We start from the raw sequence: 18,969 nt of genomic DNA on the forward strand, positions 1-18,969 counted from the left end.
AGGCGTGCTGACACCTGTCATCCCTCCTTGGAGGTCCTGGTGCGGCGCGCACGATTGCGGCAGAATCCACGCCGTTTGTCAGGGAGGAACTGGCCGGTACCGGGCGCATCAGACGCCTGCGGACAGTGCGACGTAGCGCGGACCATGGGGGTGCGCGCGGCTTCCTGGTGGCTTTCAGGGAGCGCTCGCGCCATGTCCGGTTCTCTTCGTTCAAACACCTCGCCGTGGCGCCGAATCTGGTCCGCCTTCGGCGCTGTCGTGCTGTTGTGGCTCGGGTTGTCGGGGCCGGCGGCGGCTTACGACAAGTGGATCACGACCAACCCCTGGCTTGTAGCCTCGGCCTATCTGACCCCCTCCCGTTGCGACGGTGCAGGCGTGGACACACAGTCCATCCGCTTTCAGCCGGGCAACGATTTGGGATACGACTTTCCCGAGCGGATGCGCGATCAACTGATCGCCTTTGCCAACGGTTCTTGCGTGGGCCGTGGAAACGGCGTGGGGGCGTGCCAGGAGTTGAGCAACTGGCGTTCAACCGGTGCCTGCTCGGTGACCGGCACGGGCTCCAGCGCCGGCTCCGTCGTGTGCCCTTATGCCGTCACGCTGAAAAGCTGGGAGGTCGTGAGCGGAGGTTGCGGTGCTCATCAGAGCGACGTTGATTTGACCAGCTACGCGTTGGGCACAGGAAAGCACTGCCAAGCCATTGACTCCTACGGCCTGTTCGACGCTGACACACGCCAGTGCTACTGCGGCCAAGGGCGACTGTTCGTCCCCGAACAAGGGCGGTGCGTCGAAACCAAGGATGTGCTGTCGATTCCGAAGTGCGACACCTGCGTCGGCAATCCGATCTACCCAGCGATCGGGGCCAAAGTGCAGCAGTTCCCGCTCGGATGGCAGCCCTGGTATGGCATGCGGGCCACCTTCAACTCGATCCGCAAGATTCCTTACGATCCCGATCTGCCCCCTTCGCTGGCGGCAGCGGATCCCACCACGCTGGGCGGCGCCTGGACCACCAACCTCGACAAGCGCGTGGCGCGCAGCAACCCGGACGTCATGTTCGAGCGGATGACAGCCTCGCGGGGCGACGGCTTCTCGGCGATCTTCAAATGGAACGTGTCCGTGTTCTCGTCGATGCAGCCGCAGTCGAGCGATGCGATCTGGGCCAAGCCCTTCGGCGGCTGGTTCTATCGCGATACCGCAGCGGGCGTGCTGGAGGTTTACGACTTCAATGGCGTTCTGCAATCGCAGACGCAGATCAGCGGCAAGACGCTGTCGATCGTGCGCAGCGACAGCAACACGGCGCCGACGATTGCTCCGCAACCGGGACTGCCGATCGAGTTGACCGACCAGGACGGGCGCGTCGTGAAGCTGAGGTACTCGCGACCTGATGCCAACGGCGCCCCGGTGCTGTCGCAGGTCATCGATCCGGCCAACGGCGTCACGGAGTTGCGTTATCCCGCCGTCAGCCCGCAGCCGACCGAAATCGTCAACAGCGACACGACGTCGACACAGTTGCTCTACGAGGACCCGGTGTCCCCTTGGGCGCTGACGGGCTACCGGAACGAGAGCGCCGTGCGCGCGGGCACCTATGGCTACGACGCACAAGGCCGGGCCATCTCCACGGCGCGCGCGGGTGGGCTCGATGCTTACACGGTCACCTGGGCGCAACCGGCGAAGTGGTTCTGGACCGAGGTCTACGACCCGTCCACCGGCAAGATCGCCAGAATGCACCAGCTGTTGCCCGCGAGCGGCGCGGTGGTGACGTATCCGAACGGTCGAGCTGAATCCATCGTCGCGACCTCCACGCTGGATGCGGTGCAGTGGTCAAGCAAGACCCAGCAGTCGGGCGCGGGATCGCCCGTCGCGACGACCAGTCGGCAATTCGACAGCCGTAGCAATGTCATCCGGCTAGACGACTACAACGGCAATCGCAGCTGCATGAGTTACGAGGCCGTGCGCAGCCTGGAGTCGACGCGGGTCGAGGGCCTGAGTGCGTCGGCCGATTGTTCGGCGGTGTTGTCCGTGCGCTGCCTGCCGGCTCGCGCAAGGTGAGCACGCAGTGGCACCCGGTGTGGCGTCTTGCAACGAAGACCGCAGAGCCGGCTCGCATCACGACGCTGGTCTACAACGGCCGACCCGATCCGTTCAACGGCAATGCCATCGCGAATTGCGAGGCCTCCGGCACGACGCTGCCAGATGGCAGCCGCTTGGTCCTGCTGTGCAAGCGCGTCGAGCAGGCGACGACTGACGCGACGGGTGAGCAGGGCTTCAACGCGACGCTGCAGGCCGATGTTGCCGCGCGCACGTGGAGCTGGACCTACAACCCGACGGGTCAGGTGTTGACCGAGAAGGGCCCCCTGGGCACGACGACGGTCACCAACGAGTACTACGCGACGACGACCGCCGACTACACGAAGAACGATCTGAAGTCGACGACCAACGCGGCCGGTCACAAGACCAGCTTCCTTCGCTACAACGCGTACGGGCAGCCGCTTGAGATCGTCGATGCGAATGCGGCCAGCACGACCTACACCTACGACGCTCGCCAGCGGGTCAAGACGGTGACAACGGCCGGTGCGACCACGACGTTCGACTATTGGCCCACTGGTGAACTCAAGCGCACCTTGCAAGCCGACGGCAGCGCCGTGAATTACGAGTACGACGATGCACGACGGCTGACCGCCGTGGCGGACTGGCAAGGCAACCGCGTCGAGTACACGCTGGATGCGGAAGGCAAGCGGACCAAGGAAGACGCCAAGGACCCGCAGGGAACGCTCAAGCGGACGATGAGCCGTGCGTTCGATGCGCTGGGTCGTGCACAACAGACGACGGGCAGGGAGTAAGCCATGAATGGATTCAACAGGCACTCGAAGTGCCGGAGCAATGTCGCGCCCATCGTGGCTGCGCTCATCGGATTGATCGGGTTCGGCGCGCATGCCGCGACGCTGCCGCCCCCGCCGGTGTCACCCGCACCGGTCACCGACTACGAGTACGACGCCAAGGGCAATCCGACCAAGGTCATCAAGGCCAAGGGCGTGTCGGGGTTCGGATTCACGTCGTCCAACACCTATGACCCGCTTGACCGCGTCAAGGACAGCACCGACGCCCGCAACGGCGTGACCAGGCTCGGCTACGACGGCCTCGATCAGCTCAAGCAGGTCACCGATCCGCGCAACCTCATCACAAGCTACCAGCGCAACGGCCTGGGTGATCTCAACCAGCTCGTCAGCCCGGACACCGGCACGGCCAACAGCACCTACGACGCGGTTGGCAACCTGCTGACTCGCACCGACAGCCGCGGCGTGCTGGCGACCTACACCTACGACAACCTGGACCGCCTCAAGACGGCTGTCTATTCCAAGGCGGGCCAGGCCAGCGTGAGCTACGGCTGGACCTACGACGAGACTGGCGGCACCTTCACCAACGGCATCGGCCGCCTCACGACCGCCAGCTTCCCCGGTGGTTCGACCAAGTACGCCTACGACGCACTGGGCCGGGTGACCACGGTGACCCAGGCGGTCAGCACGGTCGTCAGTACCACGCGCTACGGCTACGACGGCGCCGGCAACATCACCAGCATCACGTATCCCTCGGGTCGTGTGCTGACGATCAGCTACGACCATGGCCAACCTACCGGACTGAGCCTGGCCAAGGACGCGAGCAGCGCCGCCAAGCCGCTGATCAGCCAGATCCAATGGGAGCCCTTCGGTCCGGCACGGGCGTGGCTGTTCCACCTGAACAGCGCAACGAAGAGCTACGAACGGGTCTTCGACACCTACGGTCGGCTCGTGCGTTACCCGCTGAACGGGGTGGTGCGCGACATCACCTACGACGCAGCGGATCGCATCGTCAGCTACACGCACCTGGACGCGACGACCGGCGAGGTGACGGCGGAAGCGCAGGCGATGAACCAGAGCTTCGGCTATGACGAGCTCGGCCGGCTGACGGGCATCGTCACCCCGGCCAACGCCTGGAACATCGGCTACGACGCCAACGGCAACCGCACCGCGGTCACGCTCAACGGCGCGGCGCGGAGCTATGCCACCGAGACGACGAGCAACCGGCTCACCGGCATCGACAACCCGGTGCGCAGTTTCGGCTACGACGCCGCAGGCAACACGCTGAGCGACACCGGGCTGGGCTACACGACCACGTACGGGCTCGACAACCGCTTGGCCTCGCTCACGAGCGCGGGCGTCACGACGACCTACAACTACGACGCCGGCGGGCAGCGCGTGCGCAAGGTGACGGGCACGTCCCGCCCGCACTACGTCTACGACCAGAACGGGCAACTGCTCGGGGGAATACAACAGCTCAGGCGGCGCGCTGCAGGAGTTCGTGTGGCTCGGCGACACGCTGATCGCGGTGCTGACGAACTCGACCACGACGGAGCCGCGGGTCTACTACGCGTACTCGGATCACCTCAACACGCCGCGCGTGATCGTGAACTCGGCGGGCGACGTGCGCTGGCGCTGGATCGCCGAGCCCTTCGGCAACACGGCGGCGGAGACGATTCCCAACTCGCTCGAGAACCTCGTCGTCAACCTGCGCTTCCCCGGCCAGTACTTCGACAAGGAGTCGGGGCTGAGCTACAACCGATTCAGAGACTATGACTCAAGCGTCGGGCGATACGTCCAAAGTGACCTTATCGGCTTGGCGGGCGGGGGGAATGACGACATACGGATACGTCAATGGCAACGCGCTTAGTTATTACGATCCGTATGGACTGTTCGGAATGGATGATGTATGGGGCGGCGTCCATTGGGCGACAGGAGGCTGGTCGCCATCGCAAGGCCTTGTGGACTTCTCTGCTGGCTTTGGGGATTCATTGTCTTTCGGACTGACGATGTCTGCGCGCAACGGTCTTAATATTGGCAGCGTGAACAAATGCAGTTCTGCCTATCGCAACGGCGAACTCGCAGACCTGGTCTTTGAAGTCGGTACCATGGGTGTGTCAGCGGGGCTAAAGGCGGTTGCCAAGAACGCATCTCGCGAGGCTGCAAGGCGAGGGGCACGTCCGTTTATCAATTCCTTCCGTGAAGGCAGAAACCTAGAGGGCGGATTTGTGCATCACTCCAACCCCCTGTTTGGTCACCCAGGCGGAATCCCTACGATGTTCCCGACCGGAGGCTTGCCAGCGGCCCTGAACAGTGGCGCCTGGAACCTGCGCTGGTTTGCCGACAGCGCCAGTCATTCCGCTGCCCATCGATGGATGCGCGGACTGGAGAATGGATGGGGTGTCTTTGTCAATCCCGGGACGACGGGCATCCGAGCAGCAAGGGATTTTGCTGACGCCTGCAGCTGTCCGGAATGAGGGCGCTATGGTTTGGTTCGCTGTTTTTGCTGTATTGGCGGTCGCCGCATATTGCATCGCCATAGCTAAACGGTCACGGAGAACGACGCAGATCCTTATGTCAAGGCAATCCAAACCAGATGTTGAAACCATGTCGATCGAGGAAGCTCGTTCCATGGTTCTTGACCTTATCGCCAGGGGCGAGAAGCTGATCGCCACTCCTGCGGGCGAGGCCCGGCCTCTTTCCGTAAACCTCGGTCCGATTACAAGTGAATTCTTTTCGCGATATGACACGTTGAAGACGCCGCGCGGAGGCTTTGAACTCTCTGCAGCAGGGATCCGAGCATCGGAATACCTTGACGGGTTCCTCTCCATCGGTCACAGCGAAGACTGGGATGTGGTGCAACGGCAAGGAGCTGATGAGGTGCTTATCGTCGAGGGTGCGGAAACCTCCGAATCCGAGGTGGAGACACGCTTTGTCAGCGTTTATCACCTTCTGGTGGATGAAGCTCTGCAGGCATAACGTGCTTGGTTTTATTCAGTCACATTCCTGCTTTTCGTCTTCCAAGGGGGCCTGCTTGGCCTTTCGGCCTTGCCGCGAATGGGGCGCCAGCGGCGGATGTTTGCCATGGCTTCGGGGATGTCCTGCTGCTACAGATCGTCGTCAGCTTGAGGGTGATTGGCCTCATCGATGGCATTGGCTGGGTGGCAGGATTACTGCTGGTGCTTTGCCTGATGGCCAGTGGATGGTCGGCCTGGATGCAATGGAAGAAGGCGTCAACTTGAGTTGGTGAGACTGCCTCACGCACTGACGAACACCCGCTCCCGCATCCACTTCGTCGCCACCCACTTCTCGCTGCGCGTGACGGCGCTGCTGGCGTGCAGCGAGGCGTGGTCCAGTTCGCCGTGTGAGTTGGCGTACTCGAAGTAGACGGCGTTGCCGCGCTGCGGCGAGACCGCCCAGCCCGCTGCAGGGAACACCGTCTCGCCGCCGGCGGGTACGTCGTTGAGGTAAGTGACCAAGGTGCTCACGCGCTGCCCGCTGCGCGCGATCGACGCCTGGTTGGCGGGGTTCGACGGCACCAGGAAGTCATAGTGCGGCGCGCTGCCGGCGCCTTCGGGGTAGTGCAGGATCTGCAGACCTTCGCCGTGTGACACCGGCAGGTTCATGATCTCCGCGATGCGCCGATCCAGGCGCGCGATCAGCGGCGTCTCGGCCGGGCGGAAGAACATCCCAAGGCTGCTTCGCAAGCCGCTCACGACGTCGCGCCCCGTGCGCGGATCGACGAGCGTCGATGGCCGCAGACGGCCTCGCGCCAAGGCGATGACTTCCTCGCATTCATCGGCGCTGAAGACGCCGTTGAGCACCGCCAGCATCGGTCGCTCCGCACGCGCGGCCACGCGCACAAGGCGGTCGTCCGTCGCGATCGACTACCAGGTCGAAAGCGCGGCGTCTCGTACCGGTAAGGCGGTGCGCCGTCGAGGGCCGATGCCATCGGCATTCCCGTCGGCGTCCCTGTCGACATGCCCGTCGGCATCGGCTGGGGCGACAGCTCGACCTGGTCCACCGGCATCGCGCGCTCTCCGCGGCGCGCACGCACGAACGCCTCGACGATCGCCTGCGCCGCCTCGGCCGCGATGTTGCGCTCCTGCAGCGCGCCTCGCAGCTCGCCAGGCGCCACGCCGTTGTCCAGATGCTGGCGGACCCAGTCGCCCAGCGCGGGAGGAAAGCGCACGACGGTCGTCATGACGGCGCGCCGCTCAGAGCAGGTCCACGGCGACCCAACCGGTCTCCGTCTTCTTGAACGTCTCCTGCAGCTGCGCGCTGCCCGCGCCGCGGATCACCTGCGCCACGACGGGGAACACCTTCTGCAGCTCGGCATCGCCGGTCCACGGCGCAGCCTTGACCTGGTAGGTGTAGCTGACGATCGCGTGCCGGTCCTTGCCCTCGCCGCCGAGCTCCCAATGCACGACCTTGTCCAGACTCAGCTTGGCCGCGCAGAAGTCGCCGCGCGTCTCCTTGCCGCCGTCGGGCCGCGGCTGCTCGCGCGTCAGGTAGAACTGCTTGCCGGTCTCGGTCAGCGCGTAGCGGCGGACCTTCATGTGGCGCGACACCTCGTTGTCGTCCTTCACGTCGACCTCGGCCACCGTCGAGCTCGCCAGCCCCAGCCGCTCCAGCACGGGCATCTGCAGCGCGTTGCGCGCGCCGGCGTCGATCTCGCGCTGGGTCAGGTCGATGGGCCACTCGTTCTTGGCCAGGCACAGGTCGCCGCGCTTGGCGAGGTAGTCCTTCATGCCGGCGACGAAGTGATCCGCGGTCGGCTCAGCCGATGCTGTCGAGGCCGACGGTTCGCCGGACCGCGAGCAGGCGCTCAGCGCGGACAGCGCGAGCACGGCGACGACGACGCCGGCGGCGCGCACGGCGCGATGAGGAGTGGAAGCGGACGACATGCGGAAGATGGACATGGAGAAATCGGAAGAGATCATCACGACGTGCAGGCTCCCGGCGCGGGCGCTTTCGCCGGCTGGGTGTCCTTGTCGTTGAGCGTGTTCAGGAAGCAGAGCAGGTCGGCGATGTCCTGCTCCGACATCGGCGGCTTGCTGTGCGCCGCGCGGCCGTCCAGCGGCATCTGCGAGTCGATGTTGCCGACGAACTGCGGAGGCAGATCGTCGAACTTGCGCACCTTGCCGCCGACGTACTGCGTGGTGATCAGGCCGTAGGTCGGGAAGTCGGGATCCGGCGTCGCCTTGGGCGTCCCGCCCACCGTCGGATACCAGAGCTCGGGCATCGTGTCGCGCGTGTTGTAGAAGCGGATCGTCTGCTCCAGCGAATGGAAGATGCCGTTGTGGAAGAAGCTGCCGCGCGTCGCCACGTTGCGCAGCGTCGGCGACTTGAACATGCCGCAGAAGGTGTTGCCCTTCACCGGCGCGTGGTCCGTGCGCAGCGGGCCGCACAGGCCGATGTCGGCGTAGGCCGGGTCCGCGTTCGCCGGGATGGCCGCGTTGCGCGGGACGCCGATCGCCTCGTAGGAGAAGTCCGTGAAGATCGCCGTGCTGCCGTTCAGGCCGGCGCCCTGGTAGTGGCAGGACGCGCAGTTCCCGCCGTTCGGGTCGGCGAAGACCTTCAGGCCGCGCGCCTCGGCCGCGGTCAGCACGCCGCCGATCTTGTTGCCGATGTAGAGGTCGAACTTGCTCGAGTACGGATGGAAGCTGACGTCCTCCAGCTGGAAGGCCTGCAGCGCCTTGCCGGCGGCGGCGAAGGCCTGGTCCGCGTCCTCGAAGATCCGCGCGCCGAAGGCTTGCCGGAACTGCTCGGCGTAGGGGCCGGCCTGCAGCTTCTTGACGACGTCGGCGGCGCTGGCGTTGGCCATCTCGTTCGGGTCCAGCAGCGGCAGGCCCGCCTGCTCGGCGAGCGTCGCCGCACGGCCGTCCCAGGCGAAGCCGCCGCCGGGGCCCGGAACGCTGACGCCGTCGGGGTTGTCGAGCAGGTCCGCGTAGGGCGGCGTCGCGTCCTTGTAGCGCAGCGACGGCACGGCGCGCAAGCCGGCGCGCTTCAGATCTGGACCGCCGAGCTGCACCGACAGATCGTTCGGCGGGCCGTAGGCATTCTTCGGATCGTGGCAGGTCGCGCAGGCCATGCGGCCGGAGCCCGACAGCGTCGCGTCGAAGAACATCTTCTGACCGACCTGCGCGATGGGGCTCAGCGGCGTGACCGGATTCAGCGCGGTGCCGGCGGAGGAGGCCGCCTCCGCGCCGGACGCGGCGCTCCCGGTGTCGGCGCTGCCCGACGGGCCGCAGCCGGCGAGCAGCAGGCCGAGTCCGAAGACCGCGCCGGCGCGGAGGACGGCGATCACTTCTTCAACGCCCAGACGTTGGTCTGGACCGCGTCGGCGCCGATCTGCGCGGCCGTGTTCACGTCGGACGACTGCTTCTGCGTGTAGTTGGCCGGGGCCTTCCACGCATGGTTGATCGCGCGCACCGAGTCGAAGTGGGTGTCGGCGCTGCCGGCGTACTCCGGCAGGTTGAGGATGTTGGCCGCGATGAACTTCTCGGTGTACTTCGAGCGGTTCATGTACGACGCATCCACCGCCGGGTCGGCCAGTTGGAACATGTCCTGCAGCGTGCGCACGAACGAGAAGTGGCTGTAGGCATCGCCGTCGGACACGCCCTTGGGCGCATCGGCCTGGTTGGTCAGGATGCCGAAGATGCTCTGGCCGTGGCCGCGGTTGCCCTTGGTGTAGTTGTTGACGCTGGCGTCGACCGTGACCGCGCCGGTCTTGGGATCGACGACCACCGGTTTGGCCACCGCGCTGTTGGACACGTTCCAGCCGCAGCAGGAGTTGAAGCCCGAGGTGGCACTGCCTTCGTCGAACATCAGCACGATGGCGACGCGCTTGGCCGGGTTCTTCCACAGCGGCGAGGCCTGGATCTTCTTCACCAGCGCGTCGACGTAGTTGTCGCCGCGCGTGATGATGTTGGCCGCCGAGCTCTGCGCCACGTTGTTGGCGACGCTGCCGCAGTCGCTGGCCGTGGCGGTGCTGCCGTTGGCCAGCTTGCCGATGACGCTGATGCCGTGCATGTCGTCGCACTGGTCGGGCACCAGGAAGTTCAGCGTGCCGACCTTGCCGCTGGCCAGGTCGGTGCCGAGCTGGTCGACGTCGTAGTTGGCCGGCATGGCGTAGGCGCTGCTGCTCTTGAGGTTGGCGTCCCACTGGCCGCCGCCCATGGTGCGGTTGCTGTACTTGAACTCCGGCGCGCTGCGGACGTTCTGGTAGGCCATGCCCGGATGGTGCTTGGTCTTGTACAGGCCGGCGGGCATCGGCAGCGTCAGGCCGGCGGTGCCGACGGCGGCGGTGTTGCCGTTGATCGTGCCCGGCGCGTAGACGTTGTCGGCGGCCGTGACGGCGGCGTCGGCGACGGAGTCGGTGCGGAAGTCCTGGCCCGGGTTCATCGACTCGCTGTAGGTGCGCCAGGTCATGCCGGCGGCCGTGATCGCGTTGAACAGGTTGGGCTTGCCGACGATGTTGTGGTTGACCGCGGCGGTCTGCGTGCAGCTGGCCGCGAATGGCGAGCTCGCCAGGCCCGGCTGGGTCTTGTCGGGCAGCGGCAGGTCCTGGACCGCATTGGCGCCGGTGGCATCGCAGTTCCACTGGCTGTCGTCGGTGATGCCGAAGTCGTCGGCACCGCCGAGGGCCGTGTAGTTCGGCTCGGACGGGTTGCCGGTGGCGTAGTAGCTGGTCAGCTGGTTGCCGCTGGCGAGCAGCGCGTTGATCTTGGGCGCCCACGGCGAGCCCTTGATCGACAGCGTGGCCTTGTTCTCCAGCATCACGATGAAGATGTGGTCGTAGCGCGGCACGCCTTCGAGCGCGAACGCGGCCTGCTGCGATTGGGCGAAGGTGATCTTCGTGCGGGCGTCCGTGCCGGTGGGCGCGGTGGCGACGCTCACGTTGGCGGCGCCGGCCAGTCGCGGATCGCCGCCGGGCGCGGCCAGCGCGTCGGGGTACAGGTCGCCGCGGTCGAGCTTGGTGATCGCGTAGGTGAAGCGGTTGTCCAGGGCCTTGGACTCGGCCAGCAGGGCGACCTGGTCGGCGCCGGTGACGGTGCTCGCGTCGGCCAGCACATTGGCCAGCGACACGCCGATGCGCGTGGCGACGGTCTGCTTCTCGGTCGCGTAGCTGGTGCCGTTGGCCTCGACGAGGCGCTGCACTTCCGACGACAGCGGGCTGATGACGACGTTGCCGGCCTGCTCGATGACCTGGTCCAGCGACGCGCGCAGCACGTCGCGGCTCGCGACCTTGGCGCTGGTGGTGGACAGCGTGGCATCGGTGCCGATGTCGGCGATCAGCGCGGCGTTGGCCGGCAGGGTCAGCGAGAAGTGGCCCTTGGCGTCGGTGACGACGGGGTTCTCGGCGGTGTCGCAGACGCCGTTGCCGTTGGTGTCGACGCAGACCTTGGCGCCGACGTAGTAGGCGGGGTCGATCTTGGGATCGGTCGCGCTGCCGGCGGTGAAGCTGGTGGCGGTGACGACGCCGTTGATCGTGACGCTCGGCGACTGGGTGTCGTTGTCGGAGCCGCAGGCCGCCAGGATGGCGGCGGCAACGAGGGTGAGCGAGGCGTTCAGCGCGGTGGATTTGCTGTGTCGCATGGGAGTCCTGGAGTGGTGGCGGTGGCTGTGTTCGTGGGCCTCGGGGAGGAGGCTGTTCGAAACGCCGCGCACTCTAGAAATCACGCATGACGGATCCGTGTCACTCGACGTCAAGGCCGCGTGAGGGCCCTGGCGTGGCAAGGCCTGGCGTGTTTCGCAAAGTTTGGTGAAGCCGTACACACAGGTGAAACGAGTTGTAGCTCGCACGAGGCTTGTCGGTGCGGAAACGCCTTGGAATGGGGCTTCCGGGTCGACGGCGCGGCCCGCTTCCCTCTTTGGCGGTGGTGGCAACGCCTGACCCTGCGAGGCAGAATCGGCGCCGTTCGATCAGGGAGGAACTGTCCGGACGCGGCGCATTCAGATGCCGCGCCGGGCAGGGCGAACCAGTGCGGCCATCCAGGCATGCAGGGATTCCTGATCTAGATGTGTTTTCATCTGAGGGAGTCCTTGATGTCTTCATTGCCGGATGCTTCGCGGAGCTGGGTCCGTTCCTGCCTGGCCGTTGTCTTGCTGATCGCTTCGCTGCTGCTGGGCGCATCGGTGGCGCATGCCTATGAGCGCACCTTTCCGGTCGACTGGTCGCCGCCCAACGATCCGGGTCCGCGGGCTTTCTGCCGGCGTCACCGTGCACTGGCGGAACTGGTGACGGCATCACGCCGAATCCACAGAACTTCGGCTACTTCCATGTGATCGGCCGGAGCGGGCGTCCCAGCGAACCGTATGCCATGCAGGCGCGCGTCGTCGCCTTTGCGAATTCGTCATGTCCGTCGCCCGGCATCTGTCGCTCGCCCATCGTCTATTCCGCCGGGAGCTGCAAGATCAGTCCGAGCTGGTCCTCGGCGTCGGCTGCCTGCTACACGCACGCCAGCCAGAAGTATTACGCCAGCTACTCCATCAAGGATGGGCAGCCGGTCTGCGAGGGCGCGCAGCAGGAGTACACCAAGGACTTTGTCGCCCAATTCTCGAAATCGTGCAGCAAGGTGGCGAACGGCCACTACGAAGCGGAGAGCGGCGAGTGCGCTTGCAGCGAAGGGCTCTACGTCCCGGAAAAAAATGCCTGCCTGCCGATCACGGACCGCTACTTCCAGACCCACTGCGACACCTGCCACGGCAATCCCATCGTCGCGCTGACGGGAGCCAAGCTGCAGCCGATCGAACTCGGCCGCCTGTCCTGGCTACCGTTGAAGGTGACCTTCAATTCGTCGCGCCGCGTCCCGTATGCAAGCGGCGTCCAGCCTTTCATGCGGACTGATTCCACGCTGCTGGGGGACGACTGGAAACCCAGCTTCGAGCGCCGCCTCTTCACCGATGTGCACAAGGACATGAGCCAACCTGCGAAGCTCATCAACGTCCTGCGCGGCGACGGCAACTGGACCAGCTTCCAATCGACCGGCTCGACGTTTGCACCGGCGTCGCCCGCGCTCAATGATCGCCTGACGGTGGTGACCGGGGGCTACCTGTACTACGACGCGGACGCCATGACCATCGAGCGTTACGACGCCATCGGCCGGCTCACGCGCCTCTCGACGCCGTCAGGATCCACGATCGACGTGATCCGCAGCGGCGGCGCGCAGGTCATCGGAGACAACCCGGATGCAGATGGCTTGCCTGTCACGCTGACCGATCAGACGGGGCGCGCCCATCAACTCAAGTACATCAAGCTGGCGGATGGCGGATTCCGTCTGTCGCGGATCCAGGGACCGGGGACCGATGTCCAGTTCACCTACGACGCGCAGGCCCGGTTGTCCGGCGTGAGCTTCGCGGATGGCGTCTCGAAGACCTTCCTGTATGAAGACCCGGCGCATGCCTGGGCATTGACAGGCTACCTGGACGAGAACCAGGCGCGCGCCGGCACCTACGGCTACGACGCCGAGGGGCGTGCGGTCTCGACGGCCCGGGCCCAGGGCCTCGACGCCTTTGCCGTCAACTGGGGAACGCCGCCAAAGTGGAACGTCGCCACGTATTACGACAACACAAATCAGAAGCTCTGGCGGGACCATTACCTCGATCTGCCGCGCGATGTCCGCGTGACCTACCCGAACGGCGACATCGAGGCACTCGAGGCCAGCGGCGCCTACGGCAGCGTCAAATGGAGCGCGAAGACGCGAGGCGCCAGCGCCGGTGGCACGCCGTCGACCGAGCGGCGCGTCCTCGACCAGAACCAGAACGTGGTCCAGTACGACGATCCCAACGGCAACCGGAGCTGCTCGAGCTTCGACCTCTCGCGCAATGTGGAGACCGTTCGCGTCGAGGGACTGAGCGCCTCGATCACCTGCGCGGCGGTACTTGCCGGCACGGTACCGGCCGGTGCGCGGAAGGTCTCGTCGCAATGGCATCCAGACTGGCGTCTGGCGAGCAAGACGGCGGAACCCCGTCGCATCACGACCTTGGTCTTCAATGGCCAGCAGGATCCGTTCAACGGCAATGCCGTGGCCAGCTGCGCGCCCGCGGATGCGAAGCTGCCGGACAACAAGCCCATCGTCGTGCTGTGCAAGCGCGTCGAGCAGGCGACGACTGACGAGACAGGAGCGCTCGGCTTCAACGCGACGCTCCAATCGGGAGTTCCGGCACGCGCGACGAGCTGGACCTACAACGCCACGGGTCAGGTCTTGATCGAGACTGATCCGCTCAACCGGGTGGTCGTCACCAACGAGTACTACGCCGACACGACGGGCGATCACACGAAGGGCGATTTGAAATCCTCGAAGAACGCCGCAGGGCATCTCACGACCTTCACGCGCTACGACGCCTATGGCAAGCCGCTCGAGCTTGTCGATGCCAACACGAGCACGACGACTTACGCCTATGACCTGCGCCAGCGGCTGACGTCGGTGACGACTGCAGGCTCGACGACCAGCTACGAATACTGGCCCACCGGTCTGCTCAAGAAATCGTCTCAGCCCGACGGCAGTGCCGTGAACTACGAGTACGACGACGCGCATCGGCTTGTCGCCGCCTCTGACACGCAGGGCAACCGAATCGAATACACGCTCGACCAGAGCGGCAATCGGACCAACGAGGTCGCCAAGGATCCGCAAGGAGCGCTCAAGCGGACGATGAGCCGCGCGTTCGATGCGCTGGGTCGTGCACAACAGACGACGGGGAGGGAGTAAGCCATGAACGTGATCAAGAGGCACGTGAAGTGCCGGTGCACACTCGCGCCCATCGTGGCTGCATTCATCGGCGCGATCGGGCTCAACGCGCATGCCGCGACGCTGCCGCCTCCGCCCGTGTCACCCGCACCGGTCACCGACTACGAGTACGACGCCAAGGGCAATCCGACCAAGGTCATCAAGGCCAAGGGCGTGAGCGGCTTCGGCTTCGCGACCACCAACGCGTACGACCCGCTGGACCGGGTCAAGACGAGCACGGATGCGCGCAATGGCGTGACGCAGCTCGGCTACGACGGCATCGATCAGCTCAAGCAGGTCACCGATCCGCGCAACCTCATCACGAGCTACCAGCGCAACGGCCTGGGTGATCTCAACCAGCTCGTCAGCCCGGACACCGGCACGGCCAACAGCACCTACGACGCGGTGGGCAACCTGCTGACTCGCACCGACAGCCGCGGCGTGCTGGCGACCTACACCTACGACAACCTGGACCGCCTCAAGACGGCTGTCTATTCCAAGGCGGGCCAGGCCAGCGTGAGCTACGGCTGGACCTACGACGAGACTGGCGGCACCTTCACCAACGGCATCGGCCGCCTCACGACCGCCAGCTTCCCCGGTGGTTCGACCAAGTACGCCTACGACGCACTGGGCCGGGTGACCACGGTGACCCAGGCGGTCAGCACGGTCGTCAGTACCACGCGCTACGGCTACGACGGCGCCGGCAACATCACCAGCATCACGTATCCCTCGGGTCGTGTGCTGACGATCAGCTACGACCATGGCCAACCTACCGGACTGAGCCTGGCCAAGGACGCGAGCAGCGCTGCCAAGCCGCTGATCAGCCAGGTCCAATGGGAGCCCTTCGGCCCGGCACGGGCGTGGCTGTTCCACCTGAACAGCGCAACGAAGAGCTACGAACGGGTCTTCGACACCTACGGTCGGCTCGTGCGTTATCCGCTGAACGGGGTGGTGCGCGACATCACCTACGACGCAGCGGATCGCATCGTCAGCTACACGCACCTGGACGCGACGACCGGCGAGGTGACGGCGGAAGCGCAGGCGATGAACCAGAGCTTCGGCTATGACGAGCTCGGCCGGCTGACAGGCATCGTCACCCCGGCCAACGCCTGGAACATCGGCTACGACGCCAATGGCAACCGCACCGCGGTCACGCTCAACGGCGCGGCGCGGAGCTATGCCACGGAGACGACGAGCAACCGGCTCACCGGCATCGACAACCCGACGCGCAGCTTCGGCTACGACGCCGCAGGCAACACGCTGAGCGACACGGGGCTGGGCTACACGACCACGTACGGGCTCGACAACCGGCTGGCCTCGCTCACGAGCGCGGGCGTCACGACGACCTACAACTACGACGCCGGCGGACAGCGCGTGCGCAAGGTGACGGGCACGTCCCGCCCGCACTACGTCTACGACCAGAACGGGCAACTGCTCGGGGAATACAACAGCTCAGGCGGTGCGTTGCAGGAGTTCGTGTGGCTGGGCAACACGCTGATCGCGGTGTTGACCAACTCGACGACGACGGAGCCACGGGTCTACTACGCGTACTCGGACCACCTCAATACGCCGCGCGTGATCGTGAATGCTGCCGGCGACGTCCGCTGGCGCTGGATTGCGGAGCCCTTCGGCACCACGGCAGCGGAGACGATCCCCAACTCGCTCGAGAACCTCGTCGTCAACCTGCGCTTCCCCGGTCAGTATTTCGACAAGGAGTCGGGGCTGAGCTACAACTACTTCCGGGACTATGACGGGACGACGGGACGCTATGCGCAGAGCGATCCGATCGGGCTCACGGGGGGCGCGAATACCTACTCCTATGTGGAGAACCAGCCGACCCAACTCGTTGATCCGAACGGGAAGGTGGCCGTTCCAGTGCCGTTTGCTCCAATGCCGGCTCTTCCAGCATTGGCGGTGCCGGCTGCGTCTGCGGCTGGCCTGGCCTTGTCGGGTTGGATCGGATGGGAAATCGGCAATGTCGCCAATCCATACATTCAACCGTATCTGGGAAAGATTTCAGATGCCGTGGTCGAATGGGATTACGAGCGTAAGCAGAAACAAATCGACAATGAAAACTACCATCGAACTTGTGATCGTCCCCTCCGCCGAACCTAACGCCCTGCGAAGAAGCACGCTGGGCGTATCGACAAGCGCGCAGCTGTCAGCGCAAGCGCCAGGACTGGGAGGACCGCTGGGGTACTGAAGAGAGCAAGGCACCTCATGACAGGGCGTTGGCGAATGTGAAGAATCGACTGAAGAATGCCGCCGATGCCATCAAGAACTTTTGCAAGTGCGAGAACTAATGACCTTGGCTGAAGTGCTTCTCCGATGCAGCAAGACAGGCGCATGGGCGGGCGAAGAGATTCAGGACCTGTCGCAGCGAAACTTCTTGAACGACACGCCGCTCCATACGGTGTGTTCATGGGGAGAGCTGGAGCCGGTGGCCGTCCTTTTGGATCATGGCGCCGATGTGAATGCGCTAGGCGATCACGGAAACACTGTGCTGTTCAATGCGATTGGCGGGCGCAATCCGGAAGTGATCAAAGTCTTGATTCAGCACGGCGCAGATCCACGAATCAAGAATGACTGGGGTTCGGATGCCGTCCTGTGCGCCAAGGATGTATCGGCGCCACCTGCCATCGTGGCGGCGTTGATGGAGACCAAGAAGGGACGGGCGAAGCGTTGAAATCCCTCCGGCGAATCAGCATGGCGAGCGCGCTACTTGGCGGCGTAGGTCAGGGTATGTCGATCGCCGCGGCATGCACGAGCTATCTGGTCCTGAGGAAAGCCCTCGCGCGAGGCTCGTGCATCAGCCCATGAGCCCGTCGCCGCGCCGCGCCCTCATCGGCATCGTGTTCGGCGTGGCCCCGTTGCTTTCGGCCTATGGGCAGCAATCGGGTCTTCCCGCCGAGCGGGAGATCCCTTCAGGCCAGGCGGCCAATTGTTCGATGGTGCAGGTACCCACGGACGCCGCCGTGAACATGAGTCACGGCGCGTATCTGTTCATCTATCCCAAGACGCTGGGCTCCGCCTACTCCGGTTGTCAGATGGTCTGGGACGAGCAGGGGCAGATCATCTTCGTCCTGCGCTTCCAGGCCGGAAAGTTGGCGCGAATGCAGGCGCGGGAGGAAGAGGGGGCGAGCAGGCGCCTGGAATGCCGGTATCGAAACGAAGCGCTGCTCCGCGGTGAATCCGAGGATTGCCCGGACTATGAGGCGTTGGCGACAGGCTTTCACACGGTGAGCGCAGACACGCTCAAAGTACCCAACGAGCGAGATCCGCGACGCAAGTGAATCACCGCGAGGTGACGGCAAAACCTGACCCCGCGCAGGGCGGGTTAGCTCCCGCGCGATTCGCCAGAGTCCGGTTGGATGTTCACCATTCTGGACAAGATGGGCCGGAAATGTCTGGAATGGTGAACATGCCGAGCAAGCGGCGAGGTCACCAAGGTTGCGTTCTCAGCACGTGCGTAGCGCTTGGTGCCACGGTGACGCGCAGGCTTCTCAGCCCTTCACCCCACCCGCCGTCAGCCCCGACACGATCCACCGCTGCGCCAGCAGGAACACCGCCGTGATCGGCAGTCCCGACAGGACCGCCGCGGCCGCGAAGTCGCCCCACAGGAAGCGCTGGTCGTGCAGGAAGTACTTCGACCCGACCGCCAGCGTGAGGTTCGATTCCTCGCGCAGCAGCACCGACGCCACCGGGTACTCGATGATGCAGCCGATGAAGGCCAGCACGAACACCACCATCAGGATCGGCACCGCCATCGGCAGCAGCACCAGCCGGAACGCCTGCCAGTGCGACGCGCCGTCGACCTTGGCGTTCTCCTCGATCTCCACGGGGATGGTCTCGAAGTAGCCCTTGATCGTCCAGATGTGCGTTGCCACGCCGCCCAGGTAGGCGACGATCACGCCCGCGTGCGTCTCGATGCCCAGCCACGGCACGAAGGTGCCGATGGTCTCGAAGATCGCGTAGATCGCCACCAGCGCCAGCACCGCCGGGAACATCTGCAGCAGCAGCATGCTGTTCAGGATGCTGGCCTTGAACGGGAACTTCAGCCGCGCGAAACCGTAGGCCGCCGTCGTCGAGATCGCCACGATCAGCACCGCCGAGATCGTCGCCACCTTGATCGAGTTCCACAGCCAGGTCAGCACCGGGAAGGGCGGCTGCACCAGCGAGCCGTCCGCCGCCTGGTACGGAATGCCCAGCGCCAGCTGCCAGTGCTCCAGGCTGATCGTCGTCGGGATCAGGCTGCCGGTGGCGAAGTTGCCCGGCCGCAGCGAGATCGACACCACCGCCAGCAGCGGGAACAGCGTGATCGCCAGGAACACCCACAGCAGCACATGCGCCGCGATGACGCGCCAGCGCGCCTGTTTGCCTCGAACGATGGCCATGTCGTGTCC

The 18,969-nt window shown here is 65.2% G+C and carries 16 protein-coding genes and 1 pseudogene; 11 read left to right on the plus strand and 6 right to left on the minus strand.

The features are described 5' to 3' along the window. Positions 1-192: 192 nt before the first annotated feature. The 6 genes and pseudogenes from ACFJIX_RS17275 to ACFJIX_RS17300 all read left to right on the plus strand — a co-directional run bounded on the left by ACFJIX_RS17275 (position 193) and on the right by ACFJIX_RS17300 (position 5,813). Positions 193-2,049 (plus strand): hypothetical protein, encoded by a 1,857-nt coding sequence (locus ACFJIX_RS17275; protein ID WP_377153090.1) that lies wholly within the window; start codon positions 193-195, stop codon positions 2,047-2,049. After that, positions 2,046-2,840 (plus strand): hypothetical protein, encoded by a 795-nt coding sequence (locus ACFJIX_RS17280; RefSeq protein ID WP_377153092.1) that lies wholly within the window; start codon positions 2,046-2,048, stop codon positions 2,838-2,840. Before ACFJIX_RS17275 ends, ACFJIX_RS17280 begins: the two co-directional genes overlap by 4 nt. 3 nt (positions 2,841-2,843) lie before the next feature. Then, positions 2,844-4,019 (plus strand): annotated as a pseudogene (locus tag ACFJIX_RS17285) (hypothetical protein); the annotation flags it as partial. A 439-nt stretch (positions 4,020-4,458) separates the two neighbouring features. Then, a complete protein-coding gene (locus ACFJIX_RS17290; protein WP_377153095.1) occupies positions 4,459-4,704 on the plus strand; it encodes an RHS repeat-associated core domain-containing protein in 246 nt (81 codons plus the stop codon). Continuing rightward, positions 4,667-5,311: a hypothetical protein gene (locus tag ACFJIX_RS17295; RefSeq protein ID WP_377153098.1), complete on the plus strand. Its 645-nt coding sequence runs from the start codon at positions 4,667-4,669 to the stop codon at positions 5,309-5,311. Before ACFJIX_RS17290 ends, ACFJIX_RS17295 begins: the two co-directional genes overlap by 38 nt. A 7-nt stretch (positions 5,312-5,318) precedes the next feature. Then, the gene (locus ACFJIX_RS17300) at positions 5,319-5,813 is read left to right on the plus strand and encodes a hypothetical protein (RefSeq protein WP_377153100.1); all 495 of its coding nucleotides are present in this window, start codon (positions 5,319-5,321) and stop codon (positions 5,811-5,813) included. A gap of 278 nt (positions 5,814-6,091) precedes the next feature. Here ACFJIX_RS17300 and ACFJIX_RS17305 read toward each other — a convergent pair whose 3' ends face one another. From ACFJIX_RS17305 to ACFJIX_RS17325, 5 genes are read right to left on the minus strand one after another with little or no spacing between them, the layout of a single operon-like run. After that, the gene (locus ACFJIX_RS17305) at positions 6,092-6,523 is read right to left on the minus strand and encodes a 2OG-Fe(II) oxygenase (protein WP_377153102.1); all 432 of its coding nucleotides are present in this window, start codon (positions 6,521-6,523) and stop codon (positions 6,092-6,094) included. Between the two features lie 23 nt (positions 6,524-6,546). Beyond that, positions 6,547-7,038, minus strand: a complete 492-nt coding sequence (locus ACFJIX_RS17310; protein WP_377153104.1) for a hypothetical protein — start codon at positions 7,036-7,038, stop codon at positions 6,547-6,549. A 13-nt stretch (positions 7,039-7,051) separates the two neighbouring features. Beyond that, on the minus strand, positions 7,052-7,756 hold the full coding sequence (locus tag ACFJIX_RS17315) for a hypothetical protein (RefSeq protein WP_377153106.1): 705 nt from the start codon (positions 7,754-7,756) through the stop codon (positions 7,052-7,054). A 20-nt stretch (positions 7,757-7,776) separates the two neighbouring features. Further along, positions 7,777-9,141, minus strand: a complete 1,365-nt coding sequence (locus ACFJIX_RS17320; RefSeq protein WP_377161825.1) for a cytochrome-c peroxidase — start codon at positions 9,139-9,141, stop codon at positions 7,777-7,779. Next, the gene (locus tag ACFJIX_RS17325; protein WP_377153108.1) at positions 9,141-11,435 is read right to left on the minus strand and encodes a phosphoesterase; all 2,295 of its coding nucleotides are present in this window, start codon (positions 11,433-11,435) and stop codon (positions 9,141-9,143) included. The genes ACFJIX_RS17320 and ACFJIX_RS17325 overlap by 1 nt, the downstream gene beginning before the upstream one ends. 450 nt (positions 11,436-11,885) lie before the next feature. Here ACFJIX_RS17325 and ACFJIX_RS17330 point away from each other — a divergent pair, with 450 nt between their 5' ends. The 5 genes from ACFJIX_RS17330 (at position 11,886) to ACFJIX_RS17350 (ending at position 17,859) form a co-directional block, all read left to right on the plus strand. Continuing rightward, the gene (locus ACFJIX_RS17330; RefSeq protein WP_377153110.1) at positions 11,886-12,125 is read left to right on the plus strand and encodes a hypothetical protein; all 240 of its coding nucleotides are present in this window, start codon (positions 11,886-11,888) and stop codon (positions 12,123-12,125) included. Positions 12,126-12,160: 35 nt separating this feature from the next. Beyond that, on the plus strand, positions 12,161-14,548 hold the full coding sequence (locus ACFJIX_RS17335; RefSeq protein WP_377153112.1) for an RHS repeat domain-containing protein: 2,388 nt from the start codon (positions 12,161-12,163) through the stop codon (positions 14,546-14,548). Between the two features lie 3 nt (positions 14,549-14,551). Further along, a complete protein-coding gene (locus tag ACFJIX_RS17340) occupies positions 14,552-16,681 on the plus strand; it encodes an RHS repeat-associated core domain-containing protein (RefSeq protein ID WP_377153114.1) in 2,130 nt (709 codons plus the stop codon). A gap of 202 nt (positions 16,682-16,883) precedes the next feature. Further along, positions 16,884-17,252, plus strand: coding sequence for an ankyrin repeat domain-containing protein (locus ACFJIX_RS17345; protein ID WP_377161827.1), 369 nt, complete (start codon positions 16,884-16,886; stop codon positions 17,250-17,252). Positions 17,253-17,382: 130 nt separating this feature from the next. Next, on the plus strand, positions 17,383-17,859 hold the full coding sequence (locus ACFJIX_RS17350; RefSeq protein ID WP_377153116.1) for a hypothetical protein: 477 nt from the start codon (positions 17,383-17,385) through the stop codon (positions 17,857-17,859). A 210-nt stretch (positions 17,860-18,069) separates the two neighbouring features. On the opposite strand, the gene malG is transcribed toward ACFJIX_RS17350, so the two are convergent. Then, on the minus strand, positions 18,070-18,960 hold the full coding sequence (gene malG, locus ACFJIX_RS17355) for a maltose ABC transporter permease MalG (protein WP_377153118.1): 891 nt from the start codon (positions 18,958-18,960) through the stop codon (positions 18,070-18,072). Between the last annotated feature and the right edge of the window lie 9 nt (positions 18,961-18,969).

Origin of the sequence: Roseateles sp. UC29_93, assembly GCF_042695725.1 — a bacterium.
Classification (GTDB): Bacteria; Pseudomonadota; Gammaproteobacteria; order Burkholderiales; family Burkholderiaceae_C; genus Roseateles; species Roseateles noduli_A.